This window comes from Dietzia sp. NPDC055340, from assembly GCF_053645335.1.
The window spans coordinates 65,956-91,536 of the sequence record NZ_JBSHML010000004.1; the positions used below are offsets into that span (position 1 = coordinate 65,956).

At 70.6% G+C, this 25,581-nt stretch carries 19 protein-coding genes; 6 read left to right on the forward strand and 13 right to left on the reverse strand.

What is annotated here, in order from left to right; translation table 11 throughout:
• Positions 1 to 59: 59 nt before the first annotated feature.
• Positions 60 to 1,532 (reverse strand): glutamate synthase subunit beta, encoded by a 1,473-nt coding sequence (locus tag ACWIFB_RS03750; RefSeq protein WP_454057362.1) that lies wholly within the window; start codon positions 1,530 to 1,532, stop codon positions 60 to 62.
• Positions 1,525 to 6,126, reverse strand: a complete 4,602-nt coding sequence (gene gltB, locus ACWIFB_RS03755; protein ID WP_454057363.1) for a glutamate synthase large subunit — start codon at positions 6,124 to 6,126, stop codon at positions 1,525 to 1,527. The genes ACWIFB_RS03750 and gltB overlap by 8 nt, the downstream gene beginning before the upstream one ends.
• A 511-nt stretch (positions 6,127 to 6,637) precedes the next feature.
• On the opposite strand from gltB, the gene ACWIFB_RS03760 reads away from it, so the two are divergent.
• A complete protein-coding gene (locus ACWIFB_RS03760; RefSeq protein ID WP_452099775.1) occupies positions 6,638 to 7,723 on the forward strand; it encodes a YihY/virulence factor BrkB family protein in 1,086 nt (361 codons plus the stop codon).
• A gap of 45 nt (positions 7,724 to 7,768) precedes the next feature.
• Here the strand turns inward: ACWIFB_RS03760 and ACWIFB_RS03765 are convergent, their stop codons facing one another.
• Together ACWIFB_RS03765 and ACWIFB_RS03770 are read right to left on the reverse strand one after the other, a co-directional pair.
• Positions 7,769 to 8,380 carry a hypothetical protein gene (locus tag ACWIFB_RS03765; RefSeq protein WP_454057364.1) on the reverse strand — a complete coding sequence of 204 codons (612 nt, stop codon included), beginning with the start codon at positions 8,378 to 8,380 and terminating at the stop codon, positions 7,769 to 7,771.
• Between the two features lie 41 nt (positions 8,381 to 8,421).
• Entirely contained in the window at positions 8,422 to 8,949 is a 528-nt protein-coding gene (locus ACWIFB_RS03770; protein ID WP_452099773.1) for a hypothetical protein, read from the reverse strand.
• A gap of 187 nt (positions 8,950 to 9,136) precedes the next feature.
• Here ACWIFB_RS03770 and ACWIFB_RS03775 point away from each other — a divergent pair, with 187 nt between their 5' ends.
• Positions 9,137 to 10,300 (forward strand): DUF4185 domain-containing protein, encoded by a 1,164-nt coding sequence (locus tag ACWIFB_RS03775; RefSeq protein WP_454057365.1) that lies wholly within the window; start codon positions 9,137 to 9,139, stop codon positions 10,298 to 10,300.
• Between the two features lie 34 nt (positions 10,301 to 10,334).
• Here the strand turns inward: ACWIFB_RS03775 and ACWIFB_RS03780 are convergent, their stop codons facing one another.
• Entirely contained in the window at positions 10,335 to 11,894 is a 1,560-nt protein-coding gene (locus tag ACWIFB_RS03780) for an AAA family ATPase (protein ID WP_454057366.1), read from the reverse strand.
• Positions 11,895 to 12,111: 217 nt separating this feature from the next.
• On the opposite strand from ACWIFB_RS03780, the gene ACWIFB_RS03785 reads away from it, so the two are divergent.
• The 3 genes from ACWIFB_RS03785 (at position 12,112) to ACWIFB_RS03795 (ending at position 15,649) form a co-directional block, all read left to right on the forward strand.
• Positions 12,112 to 12,726, forward strand: coding sequence for a hypothetical protein (locus tag ACWIFB_RS03785; protein WP_452099770.1), 615 nt, complete (start codon positions 12,112 to 12,114; stop codon positions 12,724 to 12,726).
• A gap of 138 nt (positions 12,727 to 12,864) precedes the next feature.
• Positions 12,865 to 13,986: a glycerate kinase gene (locus ACWIFB_RS03790; protein ID WP_452099769.1), complete on the forward strand. Its 1,122-nt coding sequence runs from the start codon at positions 12,865 to 12,867 to the stop codon at positions 13,984 to 13,986.
• Between the two features lie 97 nt (positions 13,987 to 14,083).
• Complete coding sequence (locus ACWIFB_RS03795) at positions 14,084 to 15,649, forward strand: glutamate synthase-related protein (RefSeq protein WP_452099768.1); 1,566 nt, start codon at positions 14,084 to 14,086, stop codon at positions 15,647 to 15,649.
• Between the two features lie 111 nt (positions 15,650 to 15,760).
• Here the strand turns inward: ACWIFB_RS03795 and ACWIFB_RS03800 are convergent, their stop codons facing one another.
• The 3 genes from ACWIFB_RS03800 to exaC form a co-directional block, all read right to left on the reverse strand.
• Positions 15,761 to 16,393 (reverse strand): HD domain-containing protein, encoded by a 633-nt coding sequence (locus tag ACWIFB_RS03800; RefSeq protein ID WP_452099767.1) that lies wholly within the window; start codon positions 16,391 to 16,393, stop codon positions 15,761 to 15,763.
• An 84-nt stretch (positions 16,394 to 16,477) separates the two neighbouring features.
• Positions 16,478 to 17,026 (reverse strand): DUF779 domain-containing protein, encoded by a 549-nt coding sequence (locus ACWIFB_RS03805; protein WP_452099766.1) that lies wholly within the window; start codon positions 17,024 to 17,026, stop codon positions 16,478 to 16,480.
• A 30-nt stretch (positions 17,027 to 17,056) separates the two neighbouring features.
• A complete protein-coding gene (gene exaC / locus ACWIFB_RS03810) occupies positions 17,057 to 18,580 on the reverse strand; it encodes an acetaldehyde dehydrogenase ExaC (RefSeq protein WP_452099765.1) in 1,524 nt (507 codons plus the stop codon).
• A gap of 221 nt (positions 18,581 to 18,801) precedes the next feature.
• Here exaC and mftM point away from each other — a divergent pair, with 221 nt between their 5' ends.
• Positions 18,802 to 19,722, forward strand: coding sequence for a mycofactocin oligosaccharide methyltransferase MftM (gene mftM / locus ACWIFB_RS03815; RefSeq protein ID WP_452099764.1), 921 nt, complete (start codon positions 18,802 to 18,804; stop codon positions 19,720 to 19,722).
• Here mftM and ACWIFB_RS03820 read toward each other — a convergent pair.
• The 5 genes from ACWIFB_RS03820 to ACWIFB_RS03840 are packed head-to-tail and all read right to left on the reverse strand — an operon-like array spanning position 19,672 to position 25,511.
• Positions 19,672 to 20,316: a MadR family response regulator transcription factor gene (locus ACWIFB_RS03820; protein WP_454057367.1), complete on the reverse strand. Its 645-nt coding sequence runs from the start codon at positions 20,314 to 20,316 to the stop codon at positions 19,672 to 19,674. The genes mftM and ACWIFB_RS03820 overlap by 51 nt on opposite strands.
• Entirely contained in the window at positions 20,313 to 21,737 is a 1,425-nt protein-coding gene (locus tag ACWIFB_RS03825) for a sensor histidine kinase (protein WP_452099762.1), read from the reverse strand. The genes ACWIFB_RS03820 and ACWIFB_RS03825 overlap by 4 nt, the downstream gene beginning before the upstream one ends.
• Positions 21,734 to 22,897 (reverse strand): iron-containing alcohol dehydrogenase, encoded by a 1,164-nt coding sequence (locus ACWIFB_RS03830; protein ID WP_452099761.1) that lies wholly within the window; start codon positions 22,895 to 22,897, stop codon positions 21,734 to 21,736. Before ACWIFB_RS03830 ends, ACWIFB_RS03825 begins: the two co-directional genes overlap by 4 nt.
• Before the next feature lie 26 nt (positions 22,898 to 22,923).
• On the reverse strand, positions 22,924 to 24,444 hold the full coding sequence (locus ACWIFB_RS03835) for a VWA domain-containing protein (RefSeq protein ID WP_452099825.1): 1,521 nt from the start codon (positions 24,442 to 24,444) through the stop codon (positions 22,924 to 22,926).
• Positions 24,444 to 25,511 (reverse strand): MadB family AAA-type ATPase, encoded by a 1,068-nt coding sequence (locus ACWIFB_RS03840; protein WP_454057368.1) that lies wholly within the window; start codon positions 25,509 to 25,511, stop codon positions 24,444 to 24,446. The genes ACWIFB_RS03835 and ACWIFB_RS03840 overlap by 1 nt, the downstream gene beginning before the upstream one ends.
• Positions 25,512 to 25,581: the final 70 nt, after the last annotated feature.

The window sequence follows — 25,581 nt, forward strand, 5'->3', positions numbered from 1 at the left end:
CTCAGGTATTACGCCACGGCGCCCCTCGAGTCGTAGTGCTCCGGGGCGCCGTGCCGCCGTCAGCGCTGCGCGACGTCCGTCGGGCGGACGGGAGCCGGCAGCGCCGTCTCGCCCATCAGGTACCGGTCCACCGCGGCCGCGGCCGAGCGGCCCTCCGCGATGGCCCACACGATGAGCGACTGGCCGCGGCCCATGTCGCCGGCCACGAAGACCCCGTCGACGTTGGTCGCCCAGGTGCCGTCCCGGTCCACGTTGCCGCGGTCGGTGAAGTCGACACCCAGATCCGAGCACAGGCCGGAGCGTTGCGCGCCGGTGAAGCCCATCGCGAGCAGCACCAGGTCGGCGGGGTACTCGAAGTCGGAGCCGGGCACGGGCTCGAACCGGCCGTCGACCATCTTCACCTCGGAGCCCTTGAGCGCGGTCACATGCCCGCCGGAGCCCACGAACTCGGCGGTCGACACGCTGTACACCCGCTCACCGTTCTCCTCGTGCGCGGAGGCGGTGCGGAACATCAGCGGGTACACCGGCCACGGCGTCGAGGCCGCGCGGGTGGCCGGCGGGCGGGGCATGATCTCGAAACTCTTCACCGACCTCGCGCCCTGCCGGGTCGCGGTGCCGAGGCAGTCCGCGCCGGTGTCGCCGCCGCCGATGATGATCACGTGCTTGTCACGCGCGTGGACCTCCGGCAGCCCGTCCGCGTCCACCACGGGATCCCCCGCGGCGGCCTTGTTGGCCAGCGGCAGGAAGTCCATCGCCTGGTGGATCCCGTCGAGCTCACGGCCGGGCACCGGCAGGTCGCGGCGCAGGGTGGCGCCGCCGCACAGCACGATCGCGTCGAACTGCGCGCGCAACTGGGTGGCGGTGATGTCCTTGCCGACGTTGACGCCGGGGCGGAAGACCGTGCCCTCCGCCTCCATCTGCGCCAGGCGGCGGTCGAGGACCGCCTTCTCCATCTTGAACTCCGGGATCCCGTACCGCATGAGCCCGCCGATGCGGTCGTCCCGCTCGAAGACCGTGACGGCGTGCCCGGCACGGGTGAGCTGCTGGGCGGCGGCCAGCCCGGCCGGGCCGGAGCCCACCACGGCGACGGTCTGCCCGGTACGGAACGACGGCACGACCGGGTCCATGCCGCCCTCGGCCCACGCGGCCTCGGCGATCTCGACCTCGATCTGCTTGATGGTGACCGGCTCCTGGTTGATGCCCAGGACACACGACCCCTCGCACGGCGCCGGGCACAGGCGCCCGGTGAACTCGGGGAAGTTGTTGGTCGCGTGGAGCCTGTCCACCGCCGCGTCCCAGCGTCCGCGGTGCACCAGGTCGTTCCACTCCGGGATGATGTTGCCCAGCGGGCAGCCCTGGTGGCAGAACGGGATGCCGCAACTCATACACCGGGAGGCCTGCGTCCTCAGGTGGTCCTCGGGCAGGGTCGTGGACTCGTAGACCTCCTTCCAGTCCATGATCCGGAGGTCGACCGGCCGGCGCTTCGGCAGCTCGCGCTCGGTGTGCTTGAGAAAGCCCTTCGGGTCAGCCATTTGCGGCCTCCATGATCGCCTCGTCCACGTTGCGTCCGTCCTTCTCCGCCTGCTCGATGGCCAGCAGCACGCGCTTGTAGTCGCGCGGCATGACCTTGGCGAAGTGATTCACGTTCTGGGCCCAGCCGCCCAGGATGTCCCGGCCCCGGGCCGAGTCGGTCTCGGCGACGTGCCGCTCCACGATGTCGTGGAGGAACTGCACGTCGTCGGCGTCGAGCTCCTCGATGTCGACGAGCTCACCGTTGAGGTTCTCGGCCAGTGCGCCGTCGGGGTCGTAGAAGTAGGCCACGCCGCCCGACATGCCGGCGGCGACGTTGCGGCCGGTGGAGCCGAGCACGACGACCTTTCCGCCGGTCATGTACTCGCAGGCGTGGTCGCCCACGCCCTCGACGACCGCGGTGACGCCGGAGTTGCGCACGCAGAACCGCTCGCCCACGATCCCGCGCAGGAACACCTCGCCGGCGGTGGCGCCGTAGCAGATCACGTTGCCGGCGATGATGTTGTTCTCGGCCACGAAGTCGGGGGCGGCGTCGTGCGCCGGGCGGACCACGATCCGGCCGCCGGACAGGCCCTTGCCGACGTAGTCGTTGGCGTCGCCGAGGACCCGGAGCGTGACGCCGGAGGCCAGGAACGCTCCCAGCGAGTTGCCGGCCGAGCCGGTGAAGGTCAGGTCGACAGAGCCGTCGGGGAGCCCGGCGGCGCCGTGCGCCCTGGAGATCTCGTGGCTGAGCATCGTGCCCACCGAGCGGTTGACGTTGGCGATCGGGTAGGCGCCGGTGACGGGCCCGCGCGAGGGGTCGACGACCACGTCGCGGCAGTCGTCGATCAGCGTCCGGTCGAGCACCTTCCCCAGCTTGTGGTCCTGCTTCTTCGTGCAGCGCAGGTCCTGGTGCATGAACGGCGAATCGGCCTGGGCGAAGATCGGTTCCAGATCGAGTCCCGCGATGCGCTTGTTGTGGGCGAACGCCCGGGACTTGTCGAGGCACTCCGAGTGGCCGATCGCCTCGTCGAGGGAGCGGAAGCCCAGCTCGGCGAGGTATTCGCGGACCTCCTCGGCGATGAACTCCATGAAGTTCACGACGTACTCGGCCTTGCCGTTGAACCGCTCGCGCAGCACCGGGTTCTGGGTGGCCACGCCGACGGGGCATGTGTCCAGATGGCAGACGCGCATCATGACGCAGCCGGCCACCACGAGCGGGGCGGTGGCGAAGCCGAACTCCTCCCCGCCGAGCAGGGCCGCGATGATCACGTCGCGCCCGGTCTTGAGCTGCCCGTCGACCTGCACGACGATGCGATCACGCAGGCCGTTGACCAGCAGGGTCTGCTGGGTCTCGGCCAGGCCGAGCTCCCACGGCCCACCGGCGTGCTTCAGGGAGGTCAGTGGGGAGGCCCCGGTGCCGCCGTCGTGACCGGAGATGAGCACCACGTCGGCGTGTGTCTTGGACACGCCCGTGGCCACGGTGCCGACGCCCTGCTCGGCGACCAGCTTCACGTGGACCCGCGCCTGCGGGTTCGCGTTCTTCAGGTCGTAGATGAGCTGCGCCAGGTCCTCGATCGAGTAGATGTCGTGGTGCGGCGGCGGGGAGATGAGCCCGACGCCCGGCGTCGAGCCGCGGACCTCGGCGACCCACGGGTACACCTTGTTCGGCGGGAGCTGACCGCCCTCGCCGGGCTTGGCGCCCTGGGCCATCTTGATCTGGATGTCGGTGCAGTTGGCGAGGTAGTGGCTGGTCACGCCGAACCGGCCGGAGGCGACCTGTTTGATGGCCGAGCGTCGCCAGTCGCCGTTCGCGTCCGGGGTGAAGCGGTCGGTCGACTCGCCGCCCTCGCCGGAATTGGACCGCGCGTGGAGCCGGTTCATGGCGATCGCGAGGGTCTCGTGCGCCTCGGCGGAGATCGAGCCGTAGCTCATCGCACCGGTCGAGAACCGCTTGACGATCTCCGAGACCGGCTCGACCCGGTCGATCGGTATGGGCTGGCGGTCACTGCTGAGTTCGAACAGGCCGCGCAGGGTGGCCAGTCGCTCGGACTGGTCGTCGACCAGACGGGTGTACTCCTTGAAGATCTCGTAGCGGCCGGACCGCGTGGAGTGCTGGAGCTTGAACACCGTGTCCGGGTTGAACAGGTGGTACTCGCCCTCGCGGCGCCACTGGTACTCGCCACCGATCTCGAGCTCCCTGTGCGCGGCCTCCTCGGGCCGCGGCAGGAAGGCGAAGCGGTGACGGCGGGCCACGTCCTCGGCGATCTCGTCCAGGTCGATGCCGTCGATGGGGCTGATCGAGCCGGTGAAGTACTCGTCGCACAGTTCCTGCGACAGACCGGTGACGTCGAACAGTTGGGCGCCGGTGTACGAGGCCAGGGTGGAGATGCCCATCTTGGACATCACCTTGAGCACGCCCTTGGCGGCCGCCTTGCGGTAGTTGGCGTAGGCCACCTCGGTCTCGACGCCGGTCAGGTCGCCGGTCTTGACGAGCTCGTCGATCGACTCGAACGCCATGTACGGGTTGATCGCCTCGGCGCCGTAACCGAAGAGCACGGCCATGTGGTGGACCTCGCGGGCATCGCCGGACTCGATCACCAGGCCGACGCGGGTCCGGGTCTTCTCCCGCACCAGGTGGTGGTGGACGGCCGAGGTCAGCAGCAGCGACGGGATCGGCGCGTTGCGCTCGTCCGACTCGCGATCCGACAGCACGATGATCGACGCGCCGTCTTCGATGGCGCGGGAGACCTCGCGGCGGATCCGGCCGAGCGCGATGCGCAGGCCGCGACCGCCGTGGGCGACGTTGTACAGGCCCCGGACGACGACCGACTGCAGGCCGGGACGGACCCGACCGGCCGCCATGAGCGTGGTGAGGTCGGTGTTGCTGAGGATCGGGTTGTCCAGTCGGACTTGCCGGCACGAGTCCGGCCCCGGGTTGATGAGGTCGCCCTCCGGGCCCAGGGTCACGCCGTAGCTGGTGACCAACTCCTCCCGGATGGCGTCGAGCGGCGGGTTGGTGACCTGGGCGAATCGCTGGGCGAAGAAGTCGAACAGCATCCGCGACCGCTGGGACAGCACCGGCAGCGGGGTGTCGGTACCCATGGATCCGATCGCCTCGGCACCCGTGGCGGCCATCGGAGAGACGAGTATCCGCAGCTCCTCCTCGGTGTAGCCGAAGACCCGCTGGCGCAGCACCACGCGCTCGTGGCTCATGATCTCGTGTCGGACCTCGGGCAGGTCCTCGAGGCGGGTGATGCCCTCGTCGAGCCAGGTGCGGTACGGGTGCTCGGCGGCGAGGGAGGTCTTGATCTCCTCGTCGTCGATGATCCGGCCCTGCTCGGTGTCGACCAGGAACATCCGGCCCGGCCGCAGGCGGGTCTTGGTGACGACCTTGTCCTGCGGGATGTCGAGCACGCCCACCTCGGAGGCCATCACGACGAGGCCGTCGTCGGTCACCCAGATGCGCGAGGGGCGCAGACCGTTGCGGTCGAGCACGGCGCCGATCACGGTGCCGTCGGTGAAGGTGATCGAGGCCGGTCCGTCCCAGGCCTCCATGAGCGAGGCGTGGTACTCGTAGAACGCCCGCTTGGCGGGGTCCATGGTCGCGTGCCGCTCCCAGGCCTCGGGGACCATCATGAGCACGGCGTGCGGCAGCGGCCGACCGGCCAGGGTCAGCAACTCGAGCGCCTCGTCGAAGCGGGCGGTGTCCGATCCGCCGGGGGTGCAGATCGGCAGCGCCGCCGACAGGTCCTCGATGTGCTCGCTCGACATGAGCGACTCGCGGGCCCGCATCCAGTTCTCGTTGCCGCGCGCGGTGTTGATCTCGCCGTTGTGCGCGACGTAGCGGAACGGGTGGGCCAGCGGCCACGCCGGGAACGTGTTGGTGGAGAACCGGGAGTGCACGATGCCCAGCGCCGACTCGACGCGCTCGTCCCGGAGGTCGACGTAGAAGTCCGGGAGCTGCTTCTCGGTGAGCATGCCCTTGTAGACCATGGTCCGCGGGCTCAGTGAGGGGAAGTAGACCGTCTCGGAGCCGATGTCTCCGCGGCCGGGACCCTTGCTGCCCAGTTCGTGCTCGCACCGCTTCCGGACGACGAAGCACTTGCGCTCGAGTTCGAGCCCGGTGAGCAGCCGTCCGTCCGGGCCGGCCGCCTTGACGAAGATCTGGTGGATCGTGGGCTGCGCGTCGCGGGCGATCGCGCCGACCGAGGAGTCGTCGACCGGGACCTCGCGCCAACCGATCACGCTGACGCCCTGTTCGGCGCCTATCCGCTCGACCATCCGCATGGCGTCCATGGCCAGCATCCGGGACTGCGGGAGAAAACAAAGGCCGGTTGCATACGCACCGGCCTCGGGTAGTTCTCTGTTCTGCTCCTCACGCAACACCTCGCGGAGGAACCTGTCAGGTATCTGGATCAACAAGCCCGTGCCGTCGCCGGTGTTCACCTCGGCGCCCACGGCGCCGCGGTGCTCGAGGTTCACCAGCGCGGCGATCGCCTTCTCGACGATGTCCCGGGACTGACGTCCGTACATGTCCACCACGAACGCGACACCACAGGCATCGTGCTCGTACTCCGGGCGGTACAGGCCTTGTGGGCCGGGATTCGTCTTCATCACTTCGCCTTCGCTTGTCGACGGGTCGACCCCGTGACTGTCGGAGCACCCGCACACAGAGAACCGAGGCTCTCCGGCTGGAAAATAATATGGGCAGAGGGGGCTACCCACACAAGTCGTGCAAGTCAAACCACTGTCCTTGACGTGGGAAACGATTCCACCTTGTGAGATTTCTCTCAGGGCTGGCACGTACTCCGGGGCCCGACGACCGTCCCCGGCGACCCGGGTCAGCGAAGAATGCCGCGGCGGTCCCGCCCGGGACCCCCACGGACCCGGCCCACGGCGAGGCGGCGGAAAGGAACGGAGGACTTCACCCTCTCAGCCTACTGTTATCCAGATCACAGTTCCAGACCTGTTCGCCGCCGACCGGGGCCGGTGCACGTCAACCGGGCATCGCCGTCGTCGTCGTCCTGCCAGAGTGGGGAGGATCGGGGCCGCCACCCACCGCGGCGCGGAGCCCGATCCCCACGATCAGCAGGCGGTGCCCCGGCACCGGGGAGGCGGGACGACGGTGACCGACGCCAGGGCGGCCGAACTCATCGCAGGCGACGAGACACTGCATCGCCGCGGCATCGGGTATCTGCGGGAGAGGGAGGGGGCGTCCGAGGTCCCGGGCACGCTTGCGCGCCGCGGCGCCGTGTACGCGCTCAGACGCGCCCTGCCGAAATTCAACTCGGACAACTGCATGGACATGGCCTCCGGGCTGACCTACCACGCGGTGCTGTCGCTGCTTCCGACGATGATCGTGCTGGTCTCCCTGCTCGGCGTGTTCGGCCGCGGCGACGAGACGGTCCAGGCGGTGATGCAACTGCTCAACGATTCGGTTCCGCAGGCGACCGTCGAGTTCCTCCGCGGCCCCGTGGAAAGCCTCGTGCGCACGAGGGCCGCCGGCTTAGCGCTGGTGGTCGGCCTGCTCGGCGCGCTCTGGACCGCCTCGAGTTACGTCGGCGCGTTCGGCCGCGCCCTCAACCGCATCTACGGCGTCGGGGAAGGGCGCCCGTTCTGGTGGCGACGACCGGCGTTCGTGCTGCTCACCGCGTTTCTCGTGGCGCTGCTGGCGTGCGCGGCCCTCATCCTCACCCTCACCGGCGGGCTGGCCGAGAGCGTCTTCAGATTCGTCGGGCTGGGTGATCTCGCGCTCACGGTGTGGTCATTCCTCAAGTGGCCGGCGCTGGTGGCCATCGTGGTGCTGGTGATCGGGATCCTCTACCAACTCACCCCGAACGTCCGCCGGCCGCGATTCCGCTACCTGTCCCCCGGCACGATCGTCGCCCTGGTCGTGACCATCGCCGGCGGCTGGGGCTTCACCTTCTACGCATCCCACTTCAGCAACTACAACGCCACCTACGGCTCGCTGGCCGGCGCCATCATCTTCCTGTTCCTGATCTGGATCTCGAACAACGCGCTGCTGTTGGGTGCCGAGATCGATTCCGAGCTCATCCGCGCGCGCCTGCTGCTCGCCGGCGTCGAGGCCGAGGAGGTGATCCCGCTGCCGCTGCGCGACGGGACCTCGGTCATCAAGGCCCACCGCAGGACCGCGGCCCTCGTCGCCGACGGGGCCGAGCTGCGTCACGAGGCCGCCGGGCTGGGCGCCTGAGGGGGTCTCCGAACGCCCGCGGGACAGCCCGGCCGGCTGCGCCGATCAGGGCACGGTGACCACGCCGCCGCAGCCGCCGTACGGGTTGCTGCCCGAGCCGGTCGGGATCAGCAGGTCGAGCGAGAAGGTGGGCAGGAACAACCCGTCCTCCGTGGCCGACATCGTCCATTCGATGGTGCCGGGGCCGGTGTCGACGATGGCACCCCACACGTCGTCGCCGTTGAACTCGACCCAGTGGATGTCGTCCTCACCGTGCCCCTCGACCAGGGTCCCGTCCGCGCCGGTGTCGGTGTTGACCCAGTGGACCTCGACGTTCTCGGTGGTAGTGCTGCCCTCGGACGACTTGTTGGTGTCGACCAGGAAGGCGGTCTCGCCCGGGTTCTCGCCCGGAACGGCCCGGGTCTGGTTGTGATCGGCGAACCCGACAGAGCCCATCGCGGAGCACTGACCGGGCAGGGAACCGGCGGCCGCACCGAGGCCCACCTTCTCCGCGACACCGACGGAGGTGCCGCCGACGGAACCGATACTCAGGGAGCCCGAGTCGGTCGGCGCACCGCCGTCCTGCGCGGCGGCGACGGGGGCACCGAGCGCCAGGGCGAGGCCGAGGGAGGCGGTACAGGCCGCAGCGGTCATGGGACGAGGAAGCAAGGTGGTCATACCGACACCCTCGCTCAGAAAGCGAAGGGACACAAGGCTTTTCAGCCCAGACGGGGCGCCCGCCGGGACGGCAGGGAGCGGGCTGCGGTGGCCTCGCGGATCCCGGGGACCGAGGCCGGGATGACGACGGGGCCGCCGACCCGGGGGTCGAGCACCATGGCCGTGGGCGTCTCCTCGGAGCCACGGTTGATGCTGCGACACAGCTCGTAGGCGTCCTCGTCGCGCCAGATGTTCACCCAGTGGACCTCGAGGCCCTCACGGGCGGCCCGGCGGCGCAGCGCCGACGAGTAGGCGCAGCCCGGACGCCAGAGAACCACCACGGCCTTCTCGGAGTCGGAGTCGGCCCGGCTACGGACCGAATCCAGCGGCACGTGCCCGGCCACCCGGAGCGGGGAATTCCACAGCGCCACCGCGGCGATGGCCGCGAAGACCGCGATCGCCAGCGGGACGCCGTGCCCGAACCCCACGACGGTCAGGGCGAGCGCGCACCCGAGGGCCAGCACGGCGGCGGAGCCGAACCAGTGGCCGGGGACGAGTTCCCTCCCGGCCCGCGCGAATGGGTGGGTCACGAGCAAGACCATACGCCTCCGCAATCGACATGTGTGGACTGCACTGAAAATTTCTGTGACCCGACAACGACCGCCCGCCTCCGGCCTCGGAGGTCTCCGCTCCACACCTGCAGCCCCGCCGACCACCCCCGCCGAACCTCGGCCGGAGTCGGTCCCCGTCACGCGCTACCGCGGTAGCGTCTGCTTTATGACGGAGACGCCGCAGGCCCCCGCCGCGCCCTCGACCGCGACCCGCAAGGTCCGTGATCTGAGCGGTCCCGGGATCACCACCCGGTTCGGCATGGAGGGCACAGACCTGGGAATCGTCGCCCGGACACCCTCCGGGCGACTGCTCGCCGTGTTCGGGGACACCTTCGCCGGTGCGGGGATGGGCGCCCCGCACGTCGGCAAACCGCATCCGGGGATCGCGCAGTGCGTGCCCACGACCGACGACCGGCCCGGGCCCGGCAACCCGGACTGGCGCTCCCCCGTCGGGCTGTTCTCCGACACCGCCGATCCGGCCGCCGGCATCGAGTGGGCGGACGCCGCCGGCCCGGGTCCGCGCGACTACGCGTCGCAGCTCCTCGGCTACGTGCACGGCCGCGGCTGTTCGACCGTCCTGCCGAGCGACGTGCTGACCATCGGCGACACCATGTACCTGCACGTCATGGTCAACGAGGGGCTCGGCACGGTCACCCGCACGCAGATCCACCGCTCCACCGATGACGGCCGCACGTGGGAGCCGACGGGCGCCGAGTTCTCGCCCCGGCTCGAGGGCGGCCACCGCCAGTTGTGGACGTGGGAGCGAGGCGGCGACGGCTGGGTGTACGTCATGTCGACCGGCTTCCAGCGCGACAAGGGCGCCATCCTGATGCGCGTGCGCGAGGAGCACCTCGACGACCCGAGCACCGGGCACTGGCAGACCTACGGTTTCAAGGACGGCCGTTGGGACTGGGGCAACCCCACGACCATCGTGCTGCCGGGCCGCATCGGCGAGATGTATCTGCGGCGCTGCGAGGACTTCTGGACCCTCACGTACTTCAACGCGGAGCACTACCGGATCGACTGCCTGACGTTCTCGCAGATCGGGTCGGACCTGCTGGACCGCTCGGTGACGGCCCACGCCACGCTGCTGCCGGGCAGCGCGTGGGGCGACGAGTCCGACGGCACCGACCCGGCCTCCGGCCCCGCCCGCGTGGCCCAGTTGTACTGCGGCTGCCCGATCCCGGGCTCCACGCCGGAGCAGTGGTACGTCGTGGTGAGCCAGTGGAACACCCACGATTCGGCGGCCGGGCCGGCCGGCTGGCCGTACCGGTCCATGCAGTTCGTGACATCCATCCCCCGCCCGCCCGGTCACATGCCGGCCCCCTGACGGGCATCGGCGGCAGATCGTCTGACCCGGCGGGTCATACCCAGGGCAGCGGGCCCAACTCGCGCTCGGCCCACCGCCGGACCGCGTCGCCGTCGCGGCCGTCCAGCGCGGTGGTGTCCAGCTCGACCGCCTCGGGCCACGGCGCCCTGTCCGCCAGCTGGGCGTCGAGCACCTCGACCGTCGCCTCGGACGGGTCCGTTCCCGCCCGGGCCCGGTCGGTGACCCGCCGCGCCAGCTCGTCGCGGGGTGCGGTGCACGAGATCTCCACGAGCTCGGCATGGGCGTCGGCGGCCACCGTCTCGGCCTCGGCCCGCCGCCGCGGCTCGAGCCACGTGGCATCCAGCACCACGCTGCGTCCCAGCGCGAGGTGGCCGGCCGCGCGGTCGAGCATCTCGGCGTAGACCGCCGCGATCGCCTCCGGCGAATAGCGGCCCTCCCCGCCCTCGCGCCGCGCCACGTCCGATCGCATCGGGTCCGAGCGCACGAGGTCCGAGCGCACCAGCTCGGCGCCCAGCGCGGCCGCCAGGGGCGCGGCGACCGTCGACTTACCGGAGCCGGAGACCCCGCCCACCAGCACCAGCCGCACGCGCGCCCGCAGCAGGCCGTCGACGGCCCGGGCGGCCAACTCCACCGCGAGGCGGGCGTCAGCGCCGCCGGAGTCCGTCTGCGCGGCGCGGATCGCGGCGACCTTGGCGCGCACGAGCGCGCGATACGCCATGTAGTGGTGCACGAGTGACGCCGGCGCGTCGTCGCCGGAGGCCTCGCGATAGGCCTCGAGGACGACGACGGCGAGGTCGGTCGCCCCCGACCGGTCGAGATCCATGGCCAGGAACCCGATGTCCAACACGGCGTCCCCGAACCGGAGGCGGTCGTCGAACTCGAGGCAGTCGATGATCCGCGGTCCGTCGCCGGTCAGGTAGACGTCCGCGGCCAGTAGATCCCCGTGGCCGTCCACGACCCGGCCCTCCTCGATCCGTGCTCGCAGCAGCGGACCGCGGCCACGCAGGTAGGCGCCGGCGAGGTCCGCGATGTCGTCAACGATCCCCGGCGCGTCCTCGCCCACGCTCAGTCCGCGCAGGTGCTCGAGCGACTCCGTCCAGAGACCACCCACCACGCCCGGGTCGCCCGCCGCGTCGATCTCCGGCGTGCGGTGGCTGTCCGCGTGCAGACGCGCGACCTGCCGGGCCACCTCGCCCAGGCCACCCACGATGTCCGTATCGCCGACCCGGGACGCGCCGGCCTCCCGCTCCCGCACCAGCCAGGCGAGGCTCTCCCGCTCCGGGAGTCGGCGCATCTCCACGACGTGGTCGATGATCTCGTCGTCGTTGTCGTCGTCCTGCCCATCGGGCGAGCGGGGCCGGCGCACCTGCAACACACCGAGATACACGTCCGGGGCGAGCCGACGGCCCAGTTCCACCTCCCGTCGGCTCTGCTCCGCGCGCGCCCGCACGGTGCGGTTGTCGAGGAAGCCCAGATCGATCGGTTTGCGTACTTTGTGAGCCTTGTCACCACAGAGGAAGATGAGCGCCCCGTGGGTCTCCACCACGACGGGAGGCCCCCACGACTGGCGGTCCGGACGATCGGAGGTGTCCATGGACCCACCCTAGGCAGGCGCGACGCCTCCCGCCGCCGGTCCGGGCACACGCTGCGGTGCACCACATCACCGAACTGTTACCTGAAGCGCCACTGAACAAATCGGGGGCTGACATGCCCGGATGTCACTTGTAGTGTCGCCGACGCACCCCAGCCACACGGCCGGGATGCCCGCGATGAGACACATCGTGGTCAATGCAGATCGGAGACGTTCAGCAGTGACGAACACCCACCGCAAGACCACCAACCGGACCACCGCGAAGATCGCCGCCGTCGGCGCGTTCGGCATCGGTGCCGCCATCGCATTCCCGGGCCTCGCCGCCGCGCAGGACGCCACCACGCCCGAGGGCCCCACCGCCAGCCTCGAGAACCTCGCCGGCGAGGAGGGCAGCCTGTCCGACCTCACGGGTGAGGACGGCAGCCTTGAGGGCGCCCTCGGCACGGACCTGGCGCTCGACGCGGGCAGCCTGGCCCTCAATGTCAATCTCGACGCCGAGACCCCGAACCCGGGTTCGGTCGAGCTCGGCAGCCTCGGCGTCTCCCCGAACACCGGCAGTGACCTGGTCGACGGTGGCACCGGCTCGGGCTCCGCGGACGAGGACGCCACCGACGACGCCGAGGAGACCGGCTCGCTCGACACCGGCTCGCTGCCGGGCAGCAGCGAGGAGAATGAGGACGTGGCCGCCGCGGCCGAGACCGACACGGACACCGGCTCCGCCGCGTCCTCCGAGGACGACACCACGGCCACCGACGACGAGGCGGAGGAGACCGGTTCGATCGACACCGGCTCGCTCGCCGGCCTGAGCTCCGGCGCCGACGAGGTCGCGGTCTAAGACGACCACCGGCCGGTTCGGCCGACCTCATACCCGCACCTCCCCCGGTGCAGCACGGCCCGGGATCGCGACCACCGCTTTCGGTCACGATCCCGGGCCGTCGTGTGTTCGCCGACACTCATGGGGGATGATGCAGGGGTGACGATCGTCGTGGCCTGCGGGGCCTTCAAGGGCTCACTCACCGCTATCGAGGCCTGCCATCACGCGGCCGAGGGCGCCCGCCGTGCGCACCCCGACACGGACGTGGTCGAACGCCCGGTCGCCGACGGCGGCGGGGGGAGCCTCGAGGTGATGGTCGCCGGTGGGGCACGCCCGGTGCCGGTCACCGCCTCCGGCCCCACCGGCGAACCGGTCGAGACCTCGTTCGCCGCCATCGACCCGGATACCGCGTTCGTGGAGATGGCCGACGCATGCGGGCTGCTCCGACTGCCCGGAGGCGTCCCCCGGCCACTCGAGGCGTCCAGCCGCGGCGTCGGAGAGGTCATGCTGGAGGCCCTTCGCTCCGGCCGTGGCAACATCCACCTGGGCATCGGTGGCAGCGCCTCCACCGACGGCGGCACCGGCATGCTGTCCGCCCTCGGCGTGCGGTTCCTCGACTCAGACGGAAACGAGCTCCCCGACGGCGGCGGCGCGCTCCGGCGGCTTGCGACCGTCGACCTGGACGGCCTCGACCCCGCGGTGCGGGCCGCCCGCGTCCTCGTGGCCTGCGACGTCGACAATCCCCTGCTCGGCCCACTGGGCGCCGCCCGCGTCTACGCGCCACAGAAGGGCGCCTCCCCAGAGGAGGTCGACAGCCTGGAGGCCGGGCTCGCCCGGCTGGTCGAGGTCCTGCGGAACCAGGGCCTGGACGTCGACCCGGACGCCCCCGGCTCCGGCGCCGCAGGCGGGGTGGGGTTCATCGCCCGCGAGCTGCTCGGGGCATCACTCGACCCCGGATTCGAGGTACTCGGCACCCTGACCGGGTTGGAGGACGTGGTCTCGGCCGCGGACCTGGTGGTCACCGGCGAGGGACGACTGGATGACCAGACCATGCACGGCAAGACCCCGCTGGGCGTGGCCTCGCTCTGCCGCACTCACGGCGTCCCCGTGGTGGCCGTGTGTGGCCGCCTGGACCTGGAGGCGGACCGTGTGGCCGCCGCCGGGTTCGTCACCGCCGCCGCGCTCACCGAGAAGGAGCCGGACATCAAGCGCTCCATAGCCAACGCCGGTCCGCTGCTCGATGCCGTCTCCGCCGAGGTCGTCTCCCGCGTCCTACCCTGACGCTCGGCGAGCCGGTCCCGCGAGCCGCCGGACAGGGCCCCTCCGAGTGGGCCAGAATGAGGACTCGTCGTTCCCGGACCCCCTCCAGGAGGCTCCCTTGCGCAAGTGGCTCCTCGGCGCACCGCTGGCCGCGCTGGCCGCGGTCGCGGCCGCAGACCTGCGGCAGACGCGGTATCCGATCCTGCGGACCTTCCCGATCCTGGGCCACGCCCGCATGGCGCTGACCTCGATCGGACCGGAGTTGCGGCAGTACATCGTCGCGGGCAACGACGAGGAGCGCCCGTTCACCCGCAACCAGCGGGACTGGGTCTACGAGTCCGCCGAGGGCCGGGCCACCACGTTCGGATTCGGCACGGACAACGACGTCGAGTTCCTCGAGGGATACCCCCTGGTCAAGCAGCGGACCTTCAGCGACGTCTCGCTGTCCGCCCATATCCACTCCGGCGAGTTCCTGCCCACCCCGCCCGCCAAGATCCTCGGCGGGGCCCGCGGCCGCGCCCGCGCCTTCCGTCCCGACTCCTTCGTGACCATCTCCGGCATGAGCTACGGCGCCCTCTCCGCGCCCGCGGTGGAGGCGCTCAACCGCGGAGCAGCCCTCGCCGGAGCCCTGCACAACACCGGGGAGGGCGGGCTGAGCCCGTACCACCAGAACGGCGCCGACCTCATCTATCAGATCGGCACCGCCTACTTCGGCTGCCGGGACGCCGACGGGCGCTTCGACATCGACAAGCTCGTCGCGGTCACCGAGAAGAATCCCATCCGGGCGATCGAGATCAAGCTCAGCCAGGGCGCCAAGCCGGGTCTCGGCGGGCTGCTGCCGGCGGCGAAGATCACCGAGGAAGTCTCGCAGCTGCGCGGGATCCCCATGGGCGAGGACTGCGCCAGCCCGTCCCGCCACACCGCCTTCCACGACGTGGACTCACTCCTCGATCTGGTGGAGGACATCGCCGACCGCACCGGGCTGCCGGTGGGCATCAAGTCCGCCGTGGGCGACACAGGGTTCTGGGAGGATCTGGCCGATGCGATGATCCCTCGCGAGCGTGGCGTCGACTTCATCACGATCGACGGCGGCGAGGGCGGGACCGGTGCCGGCCCGCTCGTGTTCTCCGACGCCGTGTCACTGCCGTTCCGGCTCGGCTTCCCCCGCGTCTACTCGATCTTCGCCGAGGCCGGGCTCACCGACGACGTGGTGTTCATGGGCTCGGGCAAGCTCGGCATTCCCGAGAATGCCGTGGTCGCGTTCGCGCTCGGCGTCGACATGATCAACGTGGCCCGGGAGCCGATGCTCTCGGTGGGGTGCATCCAGGCCCAGCAGTGTCACACCGGCGGCTGTCCGACCGGCGTGGCCACCCAGAACCCGTGGCTCATCCGGGGCGTCGATCCCACCTCGATGGCCGAGCGCTGCGCCAACTACATCCGTTCCCTGCGCCGTGAGCTGATCAAGGTCTCCGGCGCGGTCGGTGTCCCGCACCCGGCACTGATCGGCCCGACCGATGTGGAACTGGCCCGCGGCACCCGCGATTCGACCTCGCTGGCCGAGATCTACGGCTACGAGGCGGGCTGGGGCCTGCCCGGCGAGGCCGACGTGGAGGCCATCACCGAGATCATGGTCGCCAACGGCGTGGCCGAATACACCGACGCAGCCCGGCCGCCCGGGGTCTGACCGGCGGCCGGGATCCGGCAGCCATTCGTCGCGAAGAGTCTTTCGCACGCGTTTCCCGAGAAGCGAGTGTACGAAACCCTCTTCTCGACGGCAGCCATGCGCGGGCTGGGATCAGTCCTCGCCGAGACCCGCCCGCAGCAGCCCGAGCTCGCGATTGAGGTTGGCGTGCGCCTGGCGCTCCCACGCGTCGCGTCCCGCCCGGGTCAGGTACACCGACCTGCGTTCGAGCAGGCCCTCCAGCGCGGCGATCCGCCCCGCGACGAACCGGTCCCCCGGCACGTGCGCGTACTCGTGCCGCACGTCGTGGGTGTAGGCGTCGTAGGTCTCCGGGTCCGACCCCAGCACCACCAGGTCGGCATCCGACAGGACCGAGCCGTTGGGATCCCCGGCCTCCACGCGGTGCCCGCCCATCAGTCGGACGAGCCGCGCGACCTCCTCGACGGGCGCGGCCGGATCAAGCTTCCGCTCGACCCACACCGCCGACTTCTCGTTGTTCTCCGACTCCGTGGGATCGAACTCCGCTGTGTGGCACCACGCGGCCAGGCGGACCGCGGTCCCGTCGAAGGATTCACCGTCCGCCTCGAGGGCGTCGATCGCCCGGAGCACAGCACGCAGGTGCGTCTCGTTGTGGTAGCGCCGCTGCGGGTCGTTCCAGCGTCGCAGCAGGTCGGAGCGCAGGTCGGCGGTGAGGAACTCGACATCGACGTCGAGCGGGTCGGCAGCGTTCACTCGGTCGGTATCCATGAATGGACTCTACCGCCGGAAGCCGACCGGCCTGGGCGAATCGGCCCGGGCCGGTGCGCTCCCGGCGGCCGCGGCACGGCGCTCTCAGTCCTCCAGCTCGCCGCCCAGCTTCGGCGGGAACTCCTCCAGCAGTGCCAGCTCCCGCTCATCGAACGTGCGCGCCCGCGACAGGAACCGCTTGCCGGTCGGGTTCTCGAGACTGAACCCCGAGCCCCTGCCCGGGACCGCATCCAACACCAGTTGCGTGTGCTTCCAGGTGTCGAACTGTGGGCCCGAGATCCAGACGCGCACCCGGGTCGACGACGACGACGAGTTCAGGCGCGCCTCGTCGTCGTCGTCCGCCGGTACGTCCCGGGCGCCCTGCGCCAGGTCCACCTCCCCCACGAGGACATCCCGCTGCCCCACGCGGAACTCCCCGTCCGGGTAGCACATGGGCGCCGAACCGTCGCAGCACCCGCCGGACTGGTGGAACATCACCGGCCCGTGGCGCTCGACCAGCTCGCGGATCAGCTGCGCGGCCGGCTCGGTGACCACGACGCGCGCCGGCAGCGCGGCCGGCGCCCCCTCGGGCGGGAGGGCCCGCGCCGCGATCGACACGCTCCCTCCCGAGGGCAATCCGCAGACGTCGTCCATGACCGGTCTCCTCTCAGAAGAAGCGCTGGATCAGAAGAAGCCCTGGGGCTTGCCCGAGTAGCCCACGAGCAGGCACTTGGTCTGCTGGTAGTGGTCGAGCATCATCCGGTGGTTCTCGCGCCCGATGCCGGACTGCTTGTAGCCGCCGAACGCCGCGTGGGCCGGGTACTGGTGATAGGTGTTGGTCCACACCCGGCCGGCCTGGATGGTGCGGCCGGCCCGGTAGGCGGTGGTGCCGTTGCGCGACCACACGCCGGCGCCGAGACCGTAGAGGGTGTCGTTGGCGATCATCATGGCGTCGTCGAAGTCGGTGAACGAGCTCAGGGAGAGCACCGGGCCGAAGATCTCCTCCTGGAACAGGCGCATCTTGTTGTGGCCGCGGAAGACCGTCGGCTCCACGTAGAAGCCGCCGGCGAGATCGCCCTCGAGCTCGGCGCGGCCGCCGCCGGTGAGCACGTCGGCGCCCTCCTGCTTGCCGATGTCGATGTAGGACAGGATCTTCTCGAGCTGGTCGGTCGAGGCCTGGGCGCCCATCATCGTCTCGGTGTCGAGCGGATTTCCGGTCTTGATCTGCCTGACCCGCTCGATCGCGAGGTCGGTGAAGTCATCGATGATCGACTTCTGCACCAGCGCGCGCGAGGGACACGTACACACCTCGCCCTGGTTGAGGCCGAACATCGCGAAGCCCTCGAGCGCGGACTGACGGAAGTCGTCGTCGGCGTCCATGACGTCCTCGAAGAAGATGTTGGGGCTCTTGCCGCCGAGCTCGAGGGTCACCGGGATGAGGTTCTCGGACGCGTACTGCATGATCAGCCGGCCCGTGGTGGTCTCGCCGGTGAAGGCCACCTTGCGGATGCGCGGGTTGGACGCGAGCGGCTTGCCGGCCTCGGTGCCGAAGCCGTTGACCACGTTGATCACGCCCGGCGGCAGCAGGTCGCCGATGACCGACATCAGGAACAGGATCGATGCCGGGGTCTGCTCCGCCGGCTTGAGCACCACGCAGTTGCCGGCGGCCAGGGCCGGGGCCAGCTTCCAGACCGCCATGAGGATCGGGAAGTTCCACGGGATGATCTGGCCGACCACGCCGAGCGGCTCCTGGAAGTGATAGGCGACGGTGTCCCCGTTGATCTCGGAGATGCCGCCCTCCTGGGCGCGGATCGCGCCGGCGAAGTAGCGGAAGTGGTCGATCGCCAGCGGGATGTCGGCCGCCAGGCACTCGCGGATCGCCTTGCCGTTGTCCCACGACTCGGCGAGCGCGATCTTCTCGAGGTTCTCCTCCATGCGATCGGCGATCCGGAGCAGGACCAGCGACCGCTCCGTGGCGGAGCTCGCGCCCCACGCCGGCGCAGCGGCCCAGGCCGCGTCCAGCGCGGCCTCGATGTCCTCCGCGGTACCGCGGCCGACCTCGCAGAAGACCTGCCCGGTCTGCGGGGCGACGTTCTCGAAGTACTCGCCCTTGACCGGCGCGACCCACTCGCCGCCGATGTAGTGGTCGTAGCGGCTCTCGTAGGACATCACCGCGTCGGCGGAACCGGGCTGGGAGAAGACGGGCATGTCGACACCTCTCGCGTTCTTCGGGACGCCGACCCCTGCGGTCGGCGACTGTGAGCCACGACACTATTCCCCCGGACGTTGCACGCACGTTGCATCTGACGCCGACGCCGCGGACCGCCGTGCCGGACCGTCCGAACGGCCAGGTCCGTACCCGGTCGACCTGCCGGAACACAGTCGATTCGACCCGCCGTGCGGCCCGCGCCGACCTAGCGTCCGCGGGCATGGACACCATGCTGACGCCCCGGGCCCCCAGGGAGATCTCCGTGGCGCGGGGCGGCCCGGGCGTCGCCGCCCGGCGACTCGGCGCGTTCCTCGTCCACGCGGACGCCGACCGGGTGTGCCTGGGGCACGACTTCGACAACGACGAGCTCAGCGAGGCGGTGATCCCCACGATGGCGCGCGACCTGCTCCACACGGGCGTCCTGCGCACCGTCGAGGAGTTCCACCGGGCCGTGACCGCGCTCGTCACCTCCCGGAGCGGGTCGTGGCAGGAGTGCTGGTCCGCCTACTACCGCTCCTCGATCGCGGCACTGGCCCGCGGGGCGTGCCCGTTCTCCCCCGTCCACGACCGGGCGGTCGGCGAGCAGGCCGGGGACAGTGCCCTGGAGATCGGGTGCTGCTTTGGATTCCTGTCCCTGCGGTTGGCCCGTGAGGGGGTGCGGACCATATCGTGCGATCTGGACCCCTCCGTGCTCCGCCTGCTCCGGACCTGCGCACCCGACGGGGACGCTCCCCCGGCCACGGTCTGCCTGGACGCCCGCGGCACGCCGCTCGCACCCGGGATGGCGGATACCGTCTACCTGGTCCACGTCCTGGAACACCTGGACGAAACCTCGGGGTGGGATGTCATCCGCGAGTCGCTCCGGCTCGCCCGGAGGCGTCTGGTCATCGCCGTCCCGTTCGAGGAGGTCGCCGTCGCCCAGTACGGACATGTCCGGACTTTCGACCTCGCCGCGCTGGAACACCTCGGAGACCGGGTCCGCGCGCTCGACCGGGGTGGCGCCGCGATCCGAACACGTACCGACGAGCACCACGGCGGATGGCTCGTGATCGACCTGGCCCCCGCCGCGCCCTGCGATCGGCCCCCTTGGTCAGAGCAAACCCTGCCGGCTCGCGACATACACGGCCTCGGCGCGGCGTGAGACCTTGAGCTTGCGCAGGATGTTGCTGATGTGGAACTTCGCCGTGGTGGCCGAGATGAACAGCTCGACTCCGATCTCCTTGTTCGATTTACCCTCGGCCAGGAGCCGGAGCACCTCGACCTCGCGACCCGACAGGATCTCGGGCGTGGAACCCCCGCCGCGGAGGGTGTCGACGACCATCGCGGCCGTCCGGGGGTCGAAGGCGCTCTGGCCCCCGGACACCGACCGGATCGCGGTGACCAGCTCGGTGACGTCCACATTCTTCACCACGTACCCACGGGCACCGGCCCGGACAGCGCGTACCACGATCGCCTCGTCGAGGAACGTGGTGAGGACCAGCGGCGCGACGTCGGGAAGCAGATCTCGGACCGCCGCGCACAGCCGGAGCCCGTCGAGTTCCGACCCGGCGCCCAGCTTGAGGTCGATCACCGCGACGTCCGGCCGGGTGCGGCGGAGCACCCCCAGCGCGTCATCCGCGGTCGCCGCCTCGCCGACCACCGTGATGTCGGCCTCCCGTTCGAGCATCAATCTGACGCCCTCGCGCAAGACGGCGTGATCATCGACGAGGACGGTACTGATCGGCCCGGTGCTCATCCCGTCACCCCCCGCCTCGGGGACCCGGCTCCCGTCGACCCCGGTTCGGTACGCACGTGGGGCACGACAACCGCGATCGCCACGCCGCCGAGGGCCGACGCGGTGATCCGGATCCGGCCGCCCACCATCGCCGTCCGCTCCGCCATGTTCACCAGTCCGTGGTGTCCGTGCAGCGACTCGACCCGGGGCCGCTCGAGCAGGCGACGCATCTCGTCAGGGCGTCCCTTTCCGTCGTCTTCCACCGTCAGACCGACAGTCCCGTCCCCGAACTCCACGGTCACGATCATCCGGCTCGCATCGGCGTGCCTCGCCGCGTTGGACAGGGCCTCCCCCGCGATACGGACTATCTCGTGCTCGACCTCGGGAGGTGTGGGGACCTCCTCCCCAACGACGACGACCTCGGCCTCGACGTGCGACGGCACATGCAACCTGCACAGATCGTCGATAAGGCGACTCAGTCGGCCGTCCTCGTCATCGATGGTGCGCAGTGCGTAGATGACCGACCGCAACTGCTCGACGGCCTGGGCCGTCAACCGCGCCGCCTGGTCGAGGAACGGACGGGGTGCCTCGTCGGGCGGGGTGACGTCGAGCCCCAGCTGGAGATGCATGCCCGCCCCCAGTACGAGCTGGGACACGCTGTCATGCAGTTCCCGCGCCATCCTCGAACGCTCGACATCGAGGATCCGTTGGCGGTGCGCGGCGTCGAGCTCCCGCTGCGCCAGCTCGAGTTCGGAGTTGCGGCGGGAAAGCTCCACGACGTGACCACGGGCCTGCTCGTATGCCTCCTCGGCCCGGGCGAGCAGCATCTCCTTGTCCCGGAACAGCACGGAATTCTGTAGCGCCACCGCCGCCTGCGCGGCGAGGATCCTCAGGACCACGGAGTCGATGTCGTCGGCCTGCCGGCCCGCTCGACCCCAGGACGCCAGTCCCCCGATCACGCCGCCGTGGAGTACCAACGGCACCGTCACCGCGTCCGGCCCGCTGACCTCCGCGAGCTCCACCGAACCGCCCCCGCGCAGTACCGCATTGAGGGCGTTGACGACGTCGCTGGGAACATCGTCCGGCACCGGAGATAACTCCCCGCCCTCGAACGCCACGAACCGTCCCCCTGGATCCATGATGAGATGACGGGGTTCGACCGAGGGCAGCTGCCCGTCTCGAATCGCCATGAGTGCCCAGTGCGAGTCGAGCTGGTCGTAGGCGACCCCCAGGACCGAACGCACCAGTGCCTCCGGCCCCTCAGCGGTCCGCACCAGCGCCCCGGAGACCCGGTCGAGCGCGTGCATGGACCTGCGAAGGCGTGATTCGGCCTCGCGGTACTGGTCGAAGAAGCTGCGCTTGACCGACCGCAGGCCCAGCAGGGTGTCCAGATCGGTGGGCCCCTCGTCCCTCGGCGCGGCACCGGGCCCCGGGGCTGTCATGACGCCTCCCTGTAGAGACCGTCGATGTCCTCGCTGGTGGCCGGTCTCGGGTTGGTGGCCATACAGAGGTCAGCTATCGCGTGCTCGGTGAGGATCGGGATGTCGTCCGCCCGCACCCCGAGATCGGCCAGGCCCCCCGGCAGACCGATGCCGTCGGCGAGGTCCCGGAATCGGTTCGCGATTCTGTCCACCGATATCGTGGGCCGCGCGCTGGCGGGAATGCCGACCGCCCGGACGAGATCCTCGACCCGTCCCGGGGTGAGCGTCTCACCGTTGTGCCGGACCACGTGGGGCAGCAGCACACCGTTGATCCGTCCGTGGGTGGAGTCGTACCGTCCCCCAACGGGGTGACTCATGGCATGGACCGCGCCCAGCACTGCGTTGCTGAACGCCATCCCAGCCTCGAGCGAGGCCAGCGCCATCTGTTCCAGCTGCTCACGACTGTGTGCGTCCCCTCCTGCCAGACGGTCGAGGGCGTGCACGCACAACGCGACGGAACGGAGGGCATGCGAATCGGTCAGCGGGCCCGCGGCACGCGAAAAATAAGCCTCCACCCCGTGCGAGAGCACGTCTATCGCGGCCGCCGCATTGGCGTCGGCGGGAACGGTCGCGTGGGTGGCCGGGTCGATGACCGCGACATCCGGGACCAGGGACCGGCTCGCGATGGTCACCTTGGTCCCCCGGTCCGCGTCGTTGATGACGCAGAACTGGGAGACGTCGGCGCCGCTGCCCGCGGTCGTCGAGACGGCAACTATCGGCGGCAGCGGCAGACGGACCCGGTCGACGCCCTCGTACTCGAGGACGTGCCCGCCGTTGGAGACGACCAGCGCCACCCCCTTGGCGGCGTCGATGACGGAGCCGCCGCCCACCGCCACGATCACGTCGCACCCAGCGGTGCGGTACGTCTCGGCACCGCTGAGCACCTGCGTCGCCCGGGGGTTGGGGCACACGTCCGACCACACCACCGGACGCGCCCCTTGGCTCCGCAGCCCGTCGAGCACCACGTCAGGCCACGGCGTGCGTTGCAGTCCCGGATCGGTCACCACAAGTGGACGACGTGCCCCCAGTCCCAGTGCGACCGTCGCCGCCTCGGGCAGAGCTCCGAAGCCGAAGAGGATCTCCGGCGTGTGGAACTTCGCCACGCGGGCCTCCGAGGTCATGGGCCAACGATAGGCCCGGCGGGTACTCAGCCGAGCGCACTTCCCAACAGACCTGCCCGTTCGGACAGTTCCGCGGGATCCCGGGCTGTCACGATCCCGTCGAGGTGCTGTTCGTATGATCCGAGGCCACAGGTGGCTTGGTTCCAGTACCGCCTGGCCTCCGGGGTTATCCAGGCGACTCGATGTGATCGCCGGCTGATAACGGCCATCTGGTCCGTCCGTGGGTCGAGTCCGTTGCTGCGACCGTCCCCCACGACCAGCACCGAGGTTCGCTTGTCCACCAGATGGCCGTGGCGATCGAGCAGCTCGGTGAACATCCGCCCGTAGTCGCTGCTCGCCTCGAGATCCAGCCCCGGCGCGGCCAGCACGGTGGTCAGCGCGTCGTCGCCGGACGAGGACAGCAGTCGATCGGTGACGTCCACGGGCCGGTCGACAAAGGCGACGACCGAGCACCGGTTCACCTTCCGGTGCAGACTCTGCGCCAGACGCAGCACGAAGCCGGTGACGGGTCGGACGGACAGCGACACGTCGACGAGGATGACCAGCTTCAGCGGCCCGGGCACCCGTGACCGGTTCATGATCGTGAACGCCTCGCCGTCCGTCGCCCACGCCCTGCGCAACGTCGCACGGGAGTCCAACCCCCCGTGGGCGAACGCCCGCGACCGCCGCCGGGGGGCACCGCGGATCCGACGCATCACCTCGTGACTCGCCCGCTCCAGATCGCCGAGGCCCGCCCGGTCCTGCGCGCGCGAGGCCTCCGGATCGTCCGGGCGCCCGTCGCCGGAGGCGTCCGAGACGCTCTCCAGGAACGCGACGACCGCGTCGACGAACATGCCCATCTGTTCGGTGGTCAGCTCCCCGGCGTCCGCACCGTGCTCCGAGTACACCCGGCGCGCGTCGTAGCCGTCGAGAGTTCGGAGGATGTCGAGCGCGTCCGACCACTCCAGCGCTCCGTCGCCCGACACCGAGATCGCCGAGGACCCCATCTCGCCGGCCCGATCGGACGAGGCACGGTCGACCTCGATCTCGTACGTGACCGAGGACTCCCAGCGGTCGGCACCCTCCTGGACGGCGAACTCCTCCTGGCCCGTCGCGGTGGAGAAATCCGAGTCGTCGTAGTGCATGCTCTCGTCCCGCCTCGCCGTCTCCTCCCCCTCGACCAGGTCGCCGATCTCCGCGGGGTCCAGATCCGAGGGGGCGAACGACGAGGGGTCGTCCGCGGACAGTTCGAGCTCGTCGGGCAGCCGCCCCACCTGTCCGGCGGCGCCGGGTCCTTCGCCGTCGTCGTCGGTCCGGGCCGCGTCGACCCCGGCGAAGAAGTGGTCGAACGCCCGGTCGAAGCCCGGGTTCTCCCGCTGGTACTTGACCGCCACGGACCGCAGCGCCGACCGCAGGACGCCGCGGTCGGTGGTCCCGACCACGTCGAGGACCGCCCGCACCTCCAGCACCTCGGCGGGCGAGATCTCCACCCGGCGCTCCCGCAGGAGTCGACCGAACGTCACCGCGACGATGTCGAGGACGTAGGAGGGCGAGACCGGGGTGGACATCACCGGGGCCCGGCTGACCGGCCGGACGCACTGTGGGCGCGCCCGGCGCCGAACACGGCGGAGGTCGACGCCCCGGTCGTGTCGGCGGCGGCCCGCATGTCGCGTCGGTGCTCTGCCGGGCGGTCATCCCCGACACCGAGGTCCTCACGCGCGAGGTCGGCGTCGGATCGGTACTTCAGCAGTGCCGCGACGAGGGCACCGCCCAGCTCCGGACGGTCCTCACCGAGTATCGACGCCACCCGGGCCGCGTCCACCACCTCGGAGATCGACGGCGCCTTGCGCAGCGGCAGGCCGCGCAGTCGGCGTGCCTTCTCCACGACCGCGGCCGCCACGGACGCGGGGACCTCCGGGGCCCTGGACCGGACGATCTCCGTCTCGCGCGCGGTGTCCGGGAAGTCCACGTGGAAGTGGAGGCAGCGACGCTTCAGAGCGCCGGAGAGCTCGCGTGTGTCGTTCGAGGTGAGGATCACCCAGGGCATGGTCCGCGCGCGGAAGGTGCCGAGTTCGGGGATCGTCACCTGCTTCTCCGCCAGCACCTCGAGGAGCATCGCCTCGAGCGACTCCTCGGTCCGGTCGATCTCGTCGATGAGCAGGACCACCGGGTCCTCGGAGGTGATCGCCTCCAACAGCGGCCGGGAGACCAGGAAGTCCTCGCCGTGGATCCCCACGTCCATGCCCGCCAGTGCGGCGGACGCGGCCGCGAGGTCCTCGTACCCCTCGAGCTCACCGGTGATCCGGTCCCGCAGCATCTGGACGTGGAGCAGCTGCTTGGCGTAGTCCCACTCGTACAGGGCGCGGGAGTCGTCGAGCCCCTCGTAGCACTGCAATCGGACCAGTCTGCGACCGAACGCGGCGGCCAGTGACTTGGCCAGTTCGGTCTTGCCCACGCCGGCAGGACCCTCCAGCAGCAGCGGCCGGTCCAGTACGGTCGCCAGGTGCACGACCGTCGCGAGTTCGCGATCGATGATGTACCCGGTCTCGCGGAGGGCCGCCTCCAGCGCCTCGACCTCGATCACGGTCTCCGAGGGGCCCGCCTCGTCGACCTCGGGAACCTTTGTGACGTCCATTGACGGGTCCTTTCAGGTGGCCGTGCGGCCTTGGTGGGGTGTGGGCTCACCGGGGCGGGCGGGGGTCTGC

Coding starts and splice junctions, on each gene's coding strand:
- mftM (WP_452099764.1), top strand. CDS start 18,802: ATGGACACCATGCTGACGCCCCGGGCCCCCAGGGAGATCTCCGTGGCG.
- ACWIFB_RS03830 (WP_452099761.1), bottom strand. CDS start 22,897: ATGACCTCGGAGGCCCGCGTGGCGAAGTTCCACACGCCGGAGATCCTC.
- ACWIFB_RS03780 (WP_454057366.1), bottom strand. CDS start 11,894: ATGGACACCTCCGATCGTCCGGACCGCCAGTCGTGGGGGCCTCCCGTC.
- ACWIFB_RS03775 (WP_454057365.1), top strand. CDS start 9,137: ATGACGGAGACGCCGCAGGCCCCCGCCGCGCCCTCGACCGCGACCCGC.
- ACWIFB_RS03750 (WP_454057362.1), bottom strand. CDS start 1,532: ATGGCTGACCCGAAGGGCTTTCTCAAGCACACCGAGCGCGAGCTGCCG.
- ACWIFB_RS03825 (WP_452099762.1), bottom strand. CDS start 21,737: ATGACAGCCCCGGGGCCCGGTGCCGCGCCGAGGGACGAGGGGCCCACC.
- ACWIFB_RS03820 (WP_454057367.1), bottom strand. CDS start 20,316: ATGAGCACCGGGCCGATCAGTACCGTCCTCGTCGATGATCACGCCGTC.
- ACWIFB_RS03835 (WP_452099825.1), bottom strand. CDS start 24,444: ATGTCCACCCCGGTCTCGCCCTCCTACGTCCTCGACATCGTCGCGGTG.
- gltB (WP_454057363.1), bottom strand. CDS start 6,126: ATGAAGACGAATCCCGGCCCACAAGGCCTGTACCGCCCGGAGTACGAG.
- ACWIFB_RS03840 (WP_454057368.1), bottom strand. CDS start 25,511: ATGGACGTCACAAAGGTTCCCGAGGTCGACGAGGCGGGCCCCTCGGAG.
- exaC (WP_452099765.1), bottom strand. CDS start 18,580: ATGCCCGTCTTCTCCCAGCCCGGTTCCGCCGACGCGGTGATGTCCTAC.
- ACWIFB_RS03800 (WP_452099767.1), bottom strand. CDS start 16,393: ATGGATACCGACCGAGTGAACGCTGCCGACCCGCTCGACGTCGATGTC.
- ACWIFB_RS03765 (WP_454057364.1), bottom strand. CDS start 8,380: ATGACCACCTTGCTTCCTCGTCCCATGACCGCTGCGGCCTGTACCGCC.
- ACWIFB_RS03805 (WP_452099766.1), bottom strand. CDS start 17,026: ATGGACGACGTCTGCGGATTGCCCTCGGGAGGGAGCGTGTCGATCGCG.